The sequence below is a fragment of the Mesorhizobium sp. WSM3879 genome, from assembly GCF_002294915.1.
Lineage (GTDB): Bacteria > Pseudomonadota > Alphaproteobacteria > Rhizobiales > Rhizobiaceae > Mesorhizobium.
This window is the reverse complement of the sequence record NZ_NSFZ01000003.1, coordinates 210,227-224,612: the sequence shown is the minus strand read 5'-3', so window position 1 is coordinate 224,612 and position 14,386 is coordinate 210,227. Positions and strand designations below refer to the sequence as shown.

General features: G+C 64.7%; 14 protein-coding genes. 5 read left to right on the top strand and 9 right to left on the bottom strand.

Going from position 1 to position 14,386, the window contains the following annotated elements; genetic code table 11:
- Position 1 precedes the first annotated feature (1 nt).
- Complete coding sequence (locus CK218_RS07655) at positions 2-796, bottom strand: helix-turn-helix transcriptional regulator (RefSeq protein WP_067003152.1); 795 nt, start codon at positions 794-796, stop codon at positions 2-4.
- Between the two features lie 110 nt (positions 797-906).
- Here CK218_RS07655 and CK218_RS07650 point away from each other — a divergent pair, with 110 nt between their 5' ends.
- Together CK218_RS07650 and CK218_RS07645 are read left to right on the top strand one after the other, a co-directional pair.
- Positions 907-1,767 (top strand): ATP/GTP-binding protein, encoded by an 861-nt coding sequence (locus CK218_RS07650; protein ID WP_095827341.1) that lies wholly within the window; start codon positions 907-909, stop codon positions 1,765-1,767.
- 106 nt (positions 1,768-1,873) lie between these two features.
- Positions 1,874-2,803 carry a DMT family transporter gene (locus CK218_RS07645; RefSeq protein WP_095827340.1) on the top strand — a complete coding sequence of 310 codons (930 nt, stop codon included), beginning with the start codon at positions 1,874-1,876 and terminating at the stop codon, positions 2,801-2,803.
- A 14-nt stretch (positions 2,804-2,817) separates the two neighbouring features.
- On the opposite strand, the gene CK218_RS07640 is transcribed toward CK218_RS07645, so the two are convergent.
- The 4 genes from CK218_RS07640 to CK218_RS07625 form a co-directional block, all read right to left on the bottom strand.
- A complete protein-coding gene (locus tag CK218_RS07640; protein WP_095827339.1) occupies positions 2,818-4,527 on the bottom strand; it encodes a SulP family inorganic anion transporter in 1,710 nt (569 codons plus the stop codon).
- An 82-nt stretch (positions 4,528-4,609) separates the two neighbouring features.
- Positions 4,610-4,879 (bottom strand): helix-turn-helix transcriptional regulator, encoded by a 270-nt coding sequence (locus CK218_RS07635; RefSeq protein ID WP_067003144.1) that lies wholly within the window; start codon positions 4,877-4,879, stop codon positions 4,610-4,612.
- Between the two features lie 94 nt (positions 4,880-4,973).
- Positions 4,974-5,675, bottom strand: a complete 702-nt coding sequence (locus CK218_RS07630) for a phosphatase PAP2 family protein (protein WP_095827338.1) — start codon at positions 5,673-5,675, stop codon at positions 4,974-4,976.
- A gap of 16 nt (positions 5,676-5,691) precedes the next feature.
- Positions 5,692-6,030 carry a hypothetical protein gene (locus CK218_RS07625; protein ID WP_095777076.1) on the bottom strand — a complete coding sequence of 113 codons (339 nt, stop codon included), beginning with the start codon at positions 6,028-6,030 and terminating at the stop codon, positions 5,692-5,694.
- 346 nt (positions 6,031-6,376) lie between these two features.
- On the opposite strand from CK218_RS07625, the gene CK218_RS07620 reads away from it, so the two are divergent.
- Positions 6,377-8,371 carry a PhoX family phosphatase gene (locus tag CK218_RS07620; protein ID WP_095827337.1) on the top strand — a complete coding sequence of 665 codons (1,995 nt, stop codon included), beginning with the start codon at positions 6,377-6,379 and terminating at the stop codon, positions 8,369-8,371.
- Between the two features lie 61 nt (positions 8,372-8,432).
- On the opposite strand, the gene CK218_RS07615 is transcribed toward CK218_RS07620, so the two are convergent.
- Together CK218_RS07615 and CK218_RS07610 are read right to left on the bottom strand one after the other, a co-directional pair.
- Positions 8,433-9,113 carry a GNAT family N-acetyltransferase gene (locus CK218_RS07615; protein WP_067323405.1) on the bottom strand — a complete coding sequence of 227 codons (681 nt, stop codon included), beginning with the start codon at positions 9,111-9,113 and terminating at the stop codon, positions 8,433-8,435.
- Positions 9,110-9,616: a MarR family transcriptional regulator gene (locus CK218_RS07610; protein ID WP_095827336.1), complete on the bottom strand. Its 507-nt coding sequence runs from the start codon at positions 9,614-9,616 to the stop codon at positions 9,110-9,112. The genes CK218_RS07615 and CK218_RS07610 overlap by 4 nt, the downstream gene beginning before the upstream one ends.
- A 234-nt stretch (positions 9,617-9,850) precedes the next feature.
- Between CK218_RS07610 and CK218_RS07605 the strand changes: the two genes are divergently transcribed.
- Positions 9,851-10,888 carry a phosphatidylglycerol lysyltransferase domain-containing protein gene (locus CK218_RS07605; RefSeq protein ID WP_095827335.1) on the top strand — a complete coding sequence of 346 codons (1,038 nt, stop codon included), beginning with the start codon at positions 9,851-9,853 and terminating at the stop codon, positions 10,886-10,888.
- A gap of 15 nt (positions 10,889-10,903) precedes the next feature.
- Here the strand turns inward: CK218_RS07605 and CK218_RS07600 are convergent, their stop codons facing one another.
- Positions 10,904-11,665, bottom strand: coding sequence for an ABC transporter permease (locus CK218_RS07600; RefSeq protein ID WP_067003307.1), 762 nt, complete (start codon positions 11,663-11,665; stop codon positions 10,904-10,906).
- A 14-nt stretch (positions 11,666-11,679) separates the two neighbouring features.
- Positions 11,680-12,606 (bottom strand): ABC transporter ATP-binding protein, encoded by a 927-nt coding sequence (locus CK218_RS07595; RefSeq protein WP_095776799.1) that lies wholly within the window; start codon positions 12,604-12,606, stop codon positions 11,680-11,682.
- A 262-nt stretch (positions 12,607-12,868) separates the two neighbouring features.
- Here CK218_RS07595 and CK218_RS07590 point away from each other — a divergent pair, with 262 nt between their 5' ends.
- On the top strand, positions 12,869-14,230 hold the full coding sequence (locus CK218_RS07590) for a cytochrome ubiquinol oxidase subunit I (RefSeq protein WP_095827334.1): 1,362 nt from the start codon (positions 12,869-12,871) through the stop codon (positions 14,228-14,230).
- Positions 14,231-14,386: the final 156 nt, after the last annotated feature.

Genomic DNA, 14,386 nt, shown 5'->3' with positions numbered 1-14,386 from the left:
CCTACGCCGGCAGCGGCCGCCTTGCTTTCGCCCCGGCATCCGTCCGCGCGCCGGCATCGCGCGGATGCGGCCCGATCGGCATGATCGCCGGAAACGGCGTCGCGCCGAAGGCGAAGGTCCATTTGTAGCCGATGAGCTGCTCTTCCGGCGTGGTGTGCTGGTCGTGATGGGCAAGCAGCCTGGCGCGCTCCGCCAGCTCCTCCGCCTCGCGCCGCACCATCTCCGCCGTTTCCGGCCGCATGCGCCGCGAGAAGCTGACGAAGGTCGCTTCCCGTTCCAGATGGGTTATCGCCCAGCCGACAAAATTCTTGTTGGTGGTCTCGAAATGCGGCCGCAGCGGCCCCTCGAAATCCCACTGGATCGGTGTCTCGACCAGCAATCTTGCCGACAGGCCGCGCCCGAGCGCCACCAGCCCAAGCTCTTCCAGGTCGCGCAGATAAAGAAACATCGAAGCTTCGCTGAGACCCTGTGAGCGCATGATGCCTTCGGGCGTGAATTTTTCGGACAGCATGATGAAGACGAAGAGCAGCGCCGGCCGCGCGGCGAGCTTGCGCTCGATCTCCGGCGCGACGTGGTTGGCCGGTCCCGGTCCCCGGTTCATCGAGCCCAGCACATTCTCCAGTTCCACGTCCGCAGCGGCGCAGATTTGCATCAGCCGATCGAGCTTGCAGTTGCGCTCATGGAAGATGCGCTTCACTGTCGGCTCGGAAACGCCCATGCGCTCGGCCAGCGCCCGGTAGGTCAGGCCCTTGGCCTTCAATGTCCGTTTCAGCGCCTCGAAGATCGGCCCGTTCATGGAATGCACCTCGTTTGCGCGAATTCGTATCGCTCCTCGATACTACGCTCGAACCGCCTTCCGGAAAAGTATCGAAAAACCTAGCTCTTGGCCGTACACAGGAGAGCATCATGAAAAACCTCATCGCTTCGACCTTTCTCGCCATCGCCGGCATCGCAACGGCTGCCACCGCCGAGGCCGGCGAGATCTGGCGCGCCGGCGGCTTCGAGCAGCCGGAATCGGCGCTGGTCGATGCCGCCAACAAGCGCATCGTCGTCTCCAACATCGTCGGCAATCCGGGCGAAGCTGACGGCAACGGCTATTTGTCGCTGCTGTCGCTGGACGGCAAGGTCATCAGCCGCCATTGGGTGGACGGCATGGACGCGCCCAAGGGCATGGCGATCGCCGGCGGCAAGCTTTACGCCGCCGACATCACCAAGGTCCGCGTCGTCGATCTTGCCAGCGGCAAGCTGGTCTCTACCATCGATGTGCCCGGCGCCGTCTTCCTCAACGACATGACCGCCGATGCCTCGGGCAAGGTCTATTTCACGGATATGCTCGCCGACACGATCTACCGTATCGACGGCGACAAACCGGAGCTGTTCATCAAGGATGCGCTGCTCGCCTCGCCCAATGGCGTCTTCGCCGACGGCGCTCGGCTGATCGTCGCGTCCTGGGGCAAGGGCATCAAGCCCGATTTCAGCACGGCGGCGCCGGGCGGCTTGCTGGCCGTCGACCTCGCCAGCAAGAAGGTGACGCCGCTGCCGGGCGCGCAAAACTTTGCCGACCTCGACGGCGTCGTCACCATCGGCGACACGATCTATGCCACCGCCTACATGACCGGCACGCTCTATCGCTACAAGGGCGGCGCCGCGCCGGAAGCGATCGCCACTTTCAAGCCGGGCAGCGCCGATATCGGCACCGACGGCAACTCGACCATCTATGTTCCGCTGATGAACGAAGGCGCGGTCGCGGCGCTGAAGCTCGACTGAGGACGATTGCGGCGGGAACGAGGTCGATCGGGGCTGGACCGCCATATCGACGGGGCTGCCATCTGGTTCAGCCGCTCGCTCCGGGATATCCGGCAGCAACCGTCACATGGGCCAAGCCGTGAAGACATCCAGCCTGACCGGCGCCGCCGTTTCACCAATGATCCCAGTGCTCGTATGCGCACTGGCGATCTTCCTTTTGTCCGGGATGGACGCGGGGATGAAGTCCCTGGTCATCGCGGTCGGTGTGTACAACACGGTGCTGTGGCGCAGCCTGGTCTCGACCTTGATCGCGGGCGCGGCCTGGTCGGCGGGGCCGCGCTCGAAGCCCGCTCTTCCGGTGCTGGGGCTGCATGCGCTGCGCGCCGTGGTCGTCGGCATCGTCCTGGTTTCGTTCTTTTGGGGTCTCGCCAGATTGCCGCTCGCCGAGGCGATCGGGCTCAGCTTTGTCGCGCCCCTGTTTGCGCTTTTTCTCGCAGCCTTGTTGCTGGGCGAGAGAATCCGGCGCCAGGCGGTGTGGGCGTCGCTGGCCGGCATCGCCGGCGTCGCGATCATTCTGGCCGGCCAGTTCGGGCAGGCCGGCCACTCGCAGGATGCGCTCCTGGGCACGGCCGCGGTGCTCGTATCGACGGTGTTCTACGGCTACAATCTGATCCTCGCGCGGCGGCAAGCGCTGTTGGCCAAGCCGGTCGAGATCATGCTGTTCCAGAACCTCTGCATCGCTGTCATCCTTGGTCTCGCCGCGCCGTGGCTCGCCGTCGCGCTGCCGAGTGACCTGTGGCTTCACCTCGTCGGGGTGGCTATGCTGTCGCTTGCCGGGCAATTCCTGATGAGTTGGGCCTACGCCCGCGCCGAAGCGCAATATCTCATCCCAACGGAATACTCGGCCTTCATCTGGGCGATCGCGCTCGGCTGGTTCTTCTTCGGCGAGGAGGTGGCCTGGACCACGCTGACCGGGGCTTGCCTGATCGTCGCCGGCTGCCTGATCGCGGCGCGCGCCAACCCGAAACTTGCCGAGCCGATCGAAGCGGCAGTTTGAGAGAACATGTCGCTCTACGCGGACTGCGATTGTCCTTTCAGCTGCGCCCGCGCGTCGCGAATCGAGGCGGCATAGGTGACCAGCGGCCGCTTGAGGCCGTGGTTGATCAGCATGCGCCTTGTCTGGGGCGCGGCGCCCGCGATGATGAAGCGCACGCCGGCGCGTCCGGCCTTGTGCGCGGCGCCCTCGATGACGTTTGCCGCCGTCGAATCGAGGAACGGCACCGCCGAGCAATCGAGGATGAAATTCTTGCGCTGGTCTGCGATGCGGTCGAGCACGGCGCCGACGGTCGAGGCGGCACCGAAGAAGAATGCCCCGGAGATTCGATAGATGACGGTATCGGCGTCGGCCGCCTGGCTTGAATCATAAGTGGCGGCGCGATCGGCGACGTCCTCCGGCACCAGCGGCAGATCGGCCTCGACGGCGATGGACTTGGCCATGCGATCGATGAACAGGATCGACCCGAGCGCGAAGCCGACGACGATGCCTTCCGTGAGATCGCGGAAGATGACGATCAGGAACGTCGCCATCAGCACCAGCGCGTCGCCACGCGAGGCTCTGAGGAGCGTGACGAAAGCCTGCTTCTCGAACATGTTCCAGCACACGACGGCGAGTACGCCGGCCAATGCGGCGAGCGGGATGTAGCTGGCCAGGGGCGCCGCCGCAAGCATCAGGACAAGCAGGATCGCCGAATGCAGCATGCCGGAGACGGGGCCATGCGCGCCGGCCCTCACGTTGGTGGCCGTGCGAGCGATCGTGCCGGTGGCACAAATGCCGCCGAACAAGGCTGACGCGATGTTGGCGAAGCCTTGCGCCACCAGTTCGCAATTGGAGCGGTGCCGCCTTCCGCTCATGCCGTCGGCGACCACGGCCGAAAGCAGCGACTCGATCGCTCCGAGCAGCGCGAAGGCGATCGCGTCCGGCAGCACGTCGATCATCCTCTCAAGGCTGACCGGCGGCAGGGCTGGCCATTGCAGGTTCCGCGGGATGCCGCCATACCTCGTGCCGATCGTTTCCGCAGGCAGGGCGAACAGCCCCACGACCAGCGAGGCGATGCCGATGGCGATCAGCATCGCTGGCCATCTCGGCCGCCAGCGCCGCAAAAAGACAATGGTTAGGACAGTCAGCATCGCCACGAAGGTCGCGGCCGGATTGATCGTGCCGATCGCCTCGCCGATCACGGTCAGCTTCGGCACCAGCGGCCCGGGCTCCTTGCCGGCGAGTTTCAGCCCGAGCAGTTCGACGATCTGCCCGGAGAAGATGATGACCGCGATCCCGGCGGTGAAGCCGACGGTCACCGGATAGGGAATGAACTTGATGTAGGTGCCAAGCCTGAGATAGCCGATGGCGAGCAGGAAGACGCCGGCCATCATCGTTGCGAGCAGCAGCCCGTCGACGCCGACGCGCGCCACCGTCGCCGCTACCAGCACGATGAAGGCGCCGGCAGGACCGCCGATCTGGAAGCGGCTGCCGCCAAGCGCGGAGATGAGGAAGCCGCCAACGATCGAGGTGTAGAGGCCTCGCTCCGGCGTCACGCCGGACGCGATGGCGATCGCCATGGACAACGGCAGCGCGACGATGGCCACCGTCAACCCCGCGACGGCGTCAGCCCTGAAATGCGCCAGCGTGTAGCCTTCGCGCAGCACCGTGACCAGCTTGGGCGTGAACAGCTCGGCAAAGGACGGCCGCGCCTGGGGGTGGATTGACCGCCGGACCTGATCCATGAACTGCCTTCTTCCGCTCCGTAGAGGCGGCGGGATCGTCGGCAGGGCTGTCGGCGGTCGCCGTCGCGACTTCTTGTGCGGCTCAGCCTTGGGAGTTCTGCGGCGTGGCAGGCTTGAGGCGCACGCCCCTGCCGCCGCGCTCGCTGGCCTGGTTCTCGCCGATCAGCTCCACCCCGGCCTCGTCGAGTGCCTGGATGACCTTCATCAGCGTATCGACCACGCCTCTGACGACACCTTCACTCGCTTCCATGCGTTGGATGGTCGGAAGCGAAACCCCGGCGCGCTCGGCGAGCGTTTTCTGGTCGATACCGGCCAACGCCCTCGCGGCGCGCATCTGCGCGGCAGTGATCATCGGCCAGAACCCCTGTCTGAGTCTGCAGTATCAATGGATAATCCAAATATCATGATGGTTCAAGCATCATAACAAACAGTTTAAACATGAGCACTCATTCGCTGTCCGCCACCACTTTGCGCCGCTGCAGCAGGCGCGCTGCAAGCCAGCACAACATGGCCCAGGCAAAGCCGGCGCACCAGCCGGCAAGCACGTCGGACGGCCAATGCACGCCGAGATAGACGCGGCTGGTTCCGACCAGCACCGTGGTGAGCACGGCGAGGCCGAGCACGAAGATCTTGGTCCTGCGGTTCGGCAGGAAGCGCGCGGCGAGCGAGCCCAGCGTGAGATAGGTCACCGCCGACAGCATCGCATGGCCGCTCGGAAAGGACAGCGAGGTCTCGTTGACGAGATGCGAGACGAGATCGGGGCGGGGCCGGTCGACCTCGAACTTGAGCAGGCTGGACGCCGCTTGGCCGCCCGCCACCGAAACGAACACGAACAGTGCGGTCGCCGGACGGCGCATCAGCAGAAAATAGAGGATCACCGCAGTCGTGATCAGCACCAGCACGCTGGTGCTGCCGAGCGCGGTGATATCGCGCACCGCGCCTTGCAGCCAAAGCGGACCGATCGGGCTGTCCGGCTGCCCGGCATGGCGGAAGGCGAGCAGGATTTCCGTGTCGAAGGCATGCGGAGTCGTGGCACGCGCCACCCCCATCAGTTCCACCAGGCCCCATAGCCCGCAGGCGATGGCCAGCCCGGCCACAAGCACCGGGAACTCTATTCTGTTGAGCAGCGCCTTGGCGGTCGATTTCATGCCGGGCCTGCTCCAACTACAGCCGCTGCATATAGGGTCCGAGCGTGATCAGCGCGACGGCGGCGATTGCCAGCACGACGCCTGTCGCTTGGAAAGTGTTGAGGCGCTCTCCAAAGAATACCAGCGCCACGACATTGACTGAGACCAGCTGGATCACGGCCGACAGGCTGAACGACACCGACATGCCGAATTCGCGGATCAGCCTGAGCATGATCAGATTGCCGGCGGAATAGAGCACCAGCGTCAGCACGATCTTGCCGAGACTCGGCGCCAATCCCCATTGTTTGGCCGCCATCGCGGCCAGCAGGAAAATCACAGTCGAAACGCCAAGCTGCGCCAGTCCCCAGAGACTCACCTTCATCCCTCCCGAAGCGGCCTTCGCCGCGCCGCTCGCCGCTTTTGTTTCCGAAGCGCGCGAAGCCGTCAAGCTGATGGCGTCGGGCAAGCTACGCTGCGACGGGATCGAAGGCGGAATCTCGCAAGGCAAGCCCCGCAGCCATGGTTGTTCTTGCGCCGAGGCCGCTCGGGAGTCTGCTCGCCGTGTGTTGTGGGCCTCGTGTGGGGCCAATGCATGGGCGAACAGTCATCAGCCGGCAAATTGGCGTTGCTTAATGGGGCTGATGTCACGAAAATGTGATCGGCCGCCTATAGGGATCGACCGGTTACACGTTCCAGCCACCTCAAGAGCCAGAGGACAGCCCATGACCCAACCTGAGATCCGCTTCCGTACCAGCCAGCTCGAGGAGAATGACGGCCCGCCCGTCAATCCTACCGACAACCGCACGATGGGCGAGATCATCGCCGAGCGCTTCTCGCGCCGCGACTTCCTCAAGGGCTCGCTAGCTGTCTCGGCCATCGCCGCCACCGTGAGCCCGCTGGCGCTCGTCGCGGCAGACGAGGCGCGCGCCGCCGAGGCCTCGGCCTTCAAATTCGACGAACTCGAGGCCGGCATCGACGACAAGCACCACGTCGCGCCCGGCTACGATGCCGACGTGCTCTTGCGCTGGGGCGACCCGCTCTTTACCGATTCGCCGGAATTCGACCCGGCAAAACAATCGGCCGGAGCTCAGGCAAGACAGTTCGGCTACAACAACGACTATATCGGTTATATCCCGATCGAAGGCTCGGCCGAGCATGGCCTGCTGGTCGTCAACCACGAATACACCAACCCGCATCTGATGTTCCCCGGCATCGTCAAGATCGTCGACAAGGACGGCAAGAAGGCCGCCGAGGTGGCGCCGCTCAGCAAGGAGCAGGTCGATGTCGAAATGGCGGCGCACGGCGGCAGCATCGTCGAGATCCGCAAGGACGGCGGCAAATGGCAGGCGGTGCGTGACGGCAAGCTCAACCGCCGCATCATGTCCACCACCGAAATGGCGCTGTCCGGTCCGGTAGCCGGCCATGATCGCGTCAAGACCAATGCCGACCCGTCCGGCACCAAAGTCTTCGGCACCCTCAACAACTGCGCCGGCGGCGTCACGCCTTGGGGCACCTATGTGATGGCCGAGGAGAACATCCACGGCTATTTCTCGGGCGAGCTGCCGGAAGGCCACAAGGAGGCCGCCAACTACAAGCGTCTCGGCATTCCGGAGGGCGCCTATGAATGGGGCGCGCATTACGATCGCTTCAACCTCGCCAAGGAACCGAACGAGCCCAACCGCTTCGGCTGGGTCGTCGAGGTCGACGTCAACGACCCGAATTCGGTGCCGAGGAAGCGAACCGCCATGGGTCGCTTCAAGCATGAAGGCGCCGAATCGATCGTCACCAAGGATGGCCGCGTCGTCTTCTATCTCGGCGACGACGAGCGCTTCGACTATGTCTACAAATTCGTCACCAAAGGCACGTTCAATCCGAACGACCGCGCCGCCAACATGAACCTGCTCGACGAGGGCACGCTGCATGTCGCCAAATTCGCCGAGGACGGCTCGGTCGAATGGATGCCGATCGTGTTCGGCGAAGGTCCGCTGACGGCGGAAAACGGTTTCGCCAGCCAGGCCGACGTTCTGATCGAGACGCGTCGCGCCGCCGACCTGCTCGGCGCCACCAAGATGGACCGGCCGGAAGACATTCAGCCCAATGCCGGCAACGGCAAGGTCTATGTCATGCTGACCAACAATTCGAAGCGCAAGGCCGACCAGGTCGACGCCGCCAATCCGCGCGCGGCGAACGCCTTCGGCCACATCATCGAGATCGTCGAGGATGGCGGCGACTTCGCCGCCATGAAGGGCAAGTGGGAAGTGCTCCTGAAATGCGGCGATCCCTCGGTGGCCGACGTCGGCGCCACCTTCTCGACCGCCACCACCGCCAATGGCTGGTTCGGCATGCCGGACAACTGTGCCGTCGACTCGGCCGGCCGCCTCTGGGTCGCGACCGACGGCCAGGGCCCGAAGGCCACCGGCCGTACCGACGGCCTGTGGGCGGTCGACACCGAGGGCACGGCGCGGGCGACTTCAAAGCTGTTCTTCCGCGTGCCGATCGGCGCCGAGATGTGCGGCCCGCTATTCGCGCCGGACGACCAGACCGCCTTCGTCGCCGTCCAGCATCCGGGCGACGGCGGCGAGGACTGGGAAGCTTTCGGCCGCCCCTCCTATTACGAGGATCCATCGACCCGGTGGCCGGACTTCAAGCCGGACATGCCGGTGCGTCCGGCGGTCGTTGCCATCACCAAGCAGGGCGGCGGCAAGATCGCGGTCTGATTGGCGACTCGCTTAAGCAGGGGGAGGGTTGCGATGATCCGCGACCCTCCTCACCTTGCGATTACTCCACGCCTCGGACCACGGCCATGTTCAGGGTGGTTCTCAACCGGAAGCCGATGGCCTCGTAAAGGCCGACGGCCGGAGCATTGCTGGCGTAGGCGTGCAGGTATGGAACCTCGCCCCGCGCCATGATCCGGTTCGCCACGAACAGCGACAGCAGCTTGGCAAGGCCGCCGCCGCGGAAATCCGGATGCGTGCACACGCCGCTGAGCTCGGAGTAGCCGGGCTGCTTCATGCGCTCGCCGGCCATCGCCGCGAGCCTGCCGTCGATCTTCACGCCCCAGAATTCGCCGAGGCTCAAGGCCTCGAGCGTGAACGGGCCGGGCTTGGTGAGCGATGCCAGAGCGAGCATCTCGGCCGCATCGTCCGGCGTCAGTCGCTGCACGCGCTCGTCGGAGGCGGCTTCAACCGGCTGCTCGGCAACCATCTGCACCAAGGACGCGGTCGAAACCGCGGCAAGTTCCGAAGGCAGGGCGATCGGGTCCGTCTGAACCAGGATGGCGCTTTCAAGCGGCGGGAGCAGCTTGCCCAGGGCTTGTAGGCTTTCCGCATCGTCCGCAACGGTGGCGGCGAAGGGAACGATCGAAGGCCGGTACCGCCTGGCAAGGGTATCGCCTTCCGCAAAGGCCTGATGGCGCGTCGCCAATGCGCTCCAGATCGGACGGTCGAGAACATGTTTCATTGTGCGACGGCCTTGGGTGCGACTGTCTTGGCCTTGTCCGCCCGGCGGTCGAGCGGGGTCGCCGCCAGTCGATCCTCGATGGCGGCGAGCTGGCCAAGCAGCGGCCCGGAGAGGTCCGCGCACAATTCCGCGACCGCGCCCTCGATGCGCGGCCAGACGTCGTGCTTCGCGGCGTCGACCAGCCGCTGGCCGTCCGCTGAGAGGGAAACGATCCGGCGCCGCTGGTCGTCATCCGATGGTGTGACTTCGACCAGGCCGAGCTCGGTGAGCAGCGACGCGGCCCGCGTCACGCCTGGCTGCGCGATGCCGAGCGACTGCGCCAGTTCGCCGACCGGCAGCGGCCCCAGCCTGTCGAGCGCGGCGAGCAGCGGATACTGACTCGACTGGATCCGCACATCCAGGCGATCGAGCACGCGCTGCGTGTCGGCCTGCAACTGCTCGCCAATGCGCTTCAGCCTGCTGCCGAGGCAGAGAAAGCCGAGGGACCTCAGAACATCTTCCATCGTCGAACTGCCGGAACAAAAAGATAACATGATATATAACATTGCATGGAAATTGGCAATATGGTTTCACGATGCAGCCGGAGCGCCGGCTTTGGCCGGTAGACATTCCCTCTTCATTCGCCGCCGATAGCATCCTATATGGCGCTGGCGCGACATGACCGATCCGTCGCGCCAAGGCGACTGATTCGAGGCCCGTGGGCTTCGGGTCTTTCTTCATCGGCATGCGGACGCTTGATGCCATCCCTGCGCATCCATATCGACAGGTTTCTTGACGGCGCGGCGCCCAAGGTGCCGCGGCGCGAGCTGACGCATCTCGAGCGCCTGGAGCTGGTGCGGCGCCATGGCGACTTCTCGCTCGCCTATTCCACCGCCGTGCAGCAGAAGCTGTCCTACTTCAGCGAAGGCGATGGTTACATCGCATTCGGCACCAAGATGAAGCACCATTTCGCGCTGGGCGATCCGGTCGTCGATCCGCCGGACCGGCCGGGCTACATCAAGCGCTTCGTCGAGGCCGCCGGCGGCCCCTGGTTCGTTCAGATAAGCGCCGCCACGGCAAAGGTGCTGGCCGGGCTCGGCTATCAGATCAATCGGCTGGGCGTCGACACGAGGCTGCAGCTGCCGGCGCATGATTTCTCCGGCAAGCGCAACGAGACCGTGCGCTATTCGGAGCGCTGGCTGGCGAAGAAGGGCTTCACCTTCGCCGAGGACAGGGTCAACATGCTGCTCGACGAGGTTTCGCGGCTGTCCGAGAATTGGCGCGGCGAGCGCATCGTCAAACGTTGGGAGATGGGCTTTCTCAACCGCCCTTTCGCCGACCATCTCGGCGCCGACATGCGCCGCTTCGTCCTCCACGGCCCGCAGGACGAACTCGTCGCCATCCTCGATTTCGACCCGCTGTTCAGCAATGGCGAGGTCATCGGCTATACCACCGCCTTCAAGCGCAAGCAGGTCGACGCCACCCCGCATGCCGAGATCGGCCTGACCAAATTCGCCGTCGACCGCTTTCGCGAGGAGGGCGTTTCGGTGGTCACGCTTGGCCTGTCGCCGCTGCTTGACGTCGAGCCGAGCGGCTTTGCCGAATCGAGCTTCTGGCGCAGCACCTTCCGGCGCGCCTACGAGTCGCCCTGGGTCAACCGCTCGCGCTTCAACCTGCAGGGCCAGGCCGCCTTCAAGCGCCGCTTCCACGGGCTGGAGGAGCCGACCTACATCGCCTTCCGCAAGGGAACGCTGATGGAGATGCTTGGACTGCTGCGGCTGATCAAGGCGATTTGAAGCAAGCCCTGTTCGTCAATTCCTCAGCCGATACCCGGTCCTGAAAATCCACGCCACGATCGCGATGCAGGCGGCCAGGAACACCAGCGTCATGCCGAGGCTGACGCCGACCGAGACGTCCGCTTTGCCGTAGAAACTCCAGCGGAACCCGCTGATCAGGTAGACGACCGGGTTGAACAGCGTGATCGTCTTCCAGATGCCGGGCAGCATATGGATCGAATAGAAGCTGCCGCCAAGGAAGGTGAGCGGCGTGACGATCAGCAGCGGCACCAGCTGCAGCTGCTCGAAGGTCTTGGCCCAGATTCCGATGATGAAGCCGAACAGGCTGAAGGTCACCGCCGTCAGCACCAGGAAGGCGATCATCCAGAACGGGTGCTCGATCCTGAGCGGCACGAACAGCGCCGCGGTGGCCAAGATGATCAGCCCGAGCATGATCGATTTGGTCGCCGCGCCCCCGACATAGGCGATGATGATCTCGAGATAGGAGACCGGCGCCGACAAGAGCTCATAGATCGAGCCGACGAATTTCGGGAAATAGATCGCGAACGACGCGTTCGAGATCGACTGCGTCAAAAGCGAAAGCATCATCAGCCCCGGCACGATGAAAGCGCCGTAGCTGATGCCGTCGATCTCGGTGATGCGCGAGCCGATCGCCGAGCCGAAGACGACGAAATAGAGCGAGGTGGAGATCACCGGCGAGACGATGCTCTGCAGCACCGTGCGGAACGCACGCGCCATCTCCATCCGGTAGATCGCCCACACTGCACGAAGGTTCATGGCCGCGTGGCGGTTCATGGCTCTTGCCTCAGCAGATTGACGAAGATCTCTTCGAGCGTGCTGTTTTTGGTGTCGAGATCGTGAAACTGAATGCCTGCGGCCTCGAGATCGCGGATCAGCGAGGCGACGCCCGGCCGGTCGCTCTGGCTGTCATAGGTGTAGGTGAGTTCGTTGCCGTCCGCCGACAGCTCCAGCGCATAGCGCGACAGGCCCACGGGCAAGGCGGCGAGCGGCGCGCGCAGCTCCAGCGTCATCTGCTTGCGGCCGAGCTTGCGCATCAACTCGGCCTTGCCTTCGACCAGGATGATCTCGCCGCGGTTGATGACGCCGACCCGGTCGGCCATCGCTTCGGCCTCCTCGATGTAATGCGTCGTCAGAATGATGGTGACGCCGTCCTCGCGCAGCCGCCTGACCATCGCCCACATGTCCTGGCGCAGCTCGACGTCGACGCCCGCCGTCGGCTCGTCGAGGAACAGCACGCGCGGCTCGTGCGACAGCGCCTTGGCAATCATCAGCCGGCGCTTCATGCCGCCCGAAAGCGTGATCGCCTTGGCGTCCTTCTTGTCCCACAGCGAGAGATCGCGCAGCACCTTCTCGACGAAAGCCTTGTCGGGCGCCTTGCCGAACAGGCCGCGGCTGTAGTTCACCGTCGCCCAGACCGTCTCGAAGGCGTCGATGGTGAGCTCCTGCGGCACCAGCCCGATCAGGCTGCGCGCCGCGCGGTAGTCCCTGCCGATGTCGTGACCGTCGACGGTGACGCTGCCCGACGAGCGGTTGACGATGCCGCAGACGATCGAGATCAGCGTCGTCTTGCCGGCGCCGTTCGGTCCGAGCAGGGCGAAGATCTCGCCGCGCTCGATGTCGAGGTTGATTTCCTTCAGCGCCTTGAAACCGGTGGCATAGGTTTTCGTGACGCCGGAGATGGAGATGATGGATGACATGCTGAAATATGGCCGGCTGGAAAACGTGACCTGATATAGGTCGGATGTCGTTTTATGCAAACCGACAATCGACCGTGCTCCTGACAGTTCTCGACAGTCGCCGCCGCTCGCGATGTCGAACGGCGCCGGCAAGCGGTCAGGCGATGCGTGTGTCCATGACCGCCCGACGCTGCGACAACGCGCCTCGCGTGACGCCGCGCCGCTTTGACCGATGCGTGTTCGAAGCCTATCCTTCAAGCCTGAATTGCAGCCGGAGCCCAGCATGGACCCGCTCATCCTGTCGCGCATCCAGTTCGGCGCGAATATCTCGTTCCATATCCTGTTTCCGGCGATCACCATTGCACTTGGCTGGGTGCTTCTCTTCTTCAAGCTCCGCTACAACGCCACCGGCGACTCGGCCTGGATGCGCGCTTATTTCACCTGGGTGAAGGTGTTCGCGCTCTCCTTCGCCATGGGCGTGGTTTCGGGCGTCACCATGAGCTTCCAGTTCGGCACCAACTGGCCGGGCTATATGGAAACGGTCGGCAACATCGCCGGCCCGCTGCTTGCCTATGAGGTGCTAACTGCCTTCTTTCTCGAGGCGGCCTTCCTCGGCATCATGCTGTTCGGCTTCCGCCGCGTCTCCAACCGCATCCATACGCTGGCGACAGTGCTGGTGGCGGGCGGCACCACGGTTTCCGCCTTCTGGATCATCGCGCTGAACTCCTGGATGCAGACGCCGGCCGGCTTCGAGATGATCGACGGCAAGGCGCACGCCCTCGACTGGTGGGCGGTCATCTTCAATCCGTCCATGCCCTACCGGCTGGTCCACATGCTGCTCGCCTCCGGGCTCACGGTCTCCTTCCTGATCGCCGGCTGCTCGGCGCTGCGTTACCTTTATGGCGACCGCTCGGAATCGATGTGGAAGGCGCTGCGCACCGGCGTCTTCGCCGCCGCCATCCTGATCCCGATCCAGATCTTTGCCGGCGACCAGCACGGCTTGAACACGCTCGAGCACCAGCCGCAGAAAATCGCCGCCATGGAGGCGAACTGGAACACCGGCGCCAACGTGCCGCTGGTGCTGTTCGCGCTGCCCGACGAGGCAACCAAGGAAAACAGGTTCGAGCTCGCCATTCCCGACGGCGCCAGCCTCATCCTGCGCCACAGCACAACCGGCGTCGTGCCCGGCCTCAACGACTATCCGGGCAACCACCCGCCGGTCTTCCCGGTGTTCTGGGGTTTCCGCGTCATGGTCGGCACCGGCATCCTGATGCTCATCGTCTCCTGGTCGGCGGCCTTCTTCCTCAAGCGTCGCCGCAGCCTGCCTAAGCCGCTGGCCCTGATCATGGTGCCGATGGCGCTCTCCGGCTGGCTGGCGACGCTGGCCGGCTGGTACACGACCGAGATCGGCCGCCAGCCCTGGCTGGTCACCGGCGTGTTGAAGACGGCCGATGCCGTCGGCCCGGTCGCCGGCAGCCATGTCGCGCTGACCCTGACCGTTTATCTCATCCTCTATGTGCTGCTCTTGATCGCCTATCTCGGCGTGCTGGTGCATCTGGCGCTGAAGGCGGCCAAGGAAGGCGACACCTCGCCGCTGCCCGGCGTCATGAACGCCGCGATGTCGCAGCCGGCCGCCGGAGAGTGAACATGCAGGAGCAAGACAAGCGGTGCGGTCGGTTCGATGCGGGGCTTTCTTCTGAGGTCGGCGCTGCCCCTCGCGTTGCGGCCGGCAGCGCGATGAGGGGCGGCGCCAACCTTCGCAATCGATCCGAAACGGTTGCTTCGAACAGTATGGCCGTCT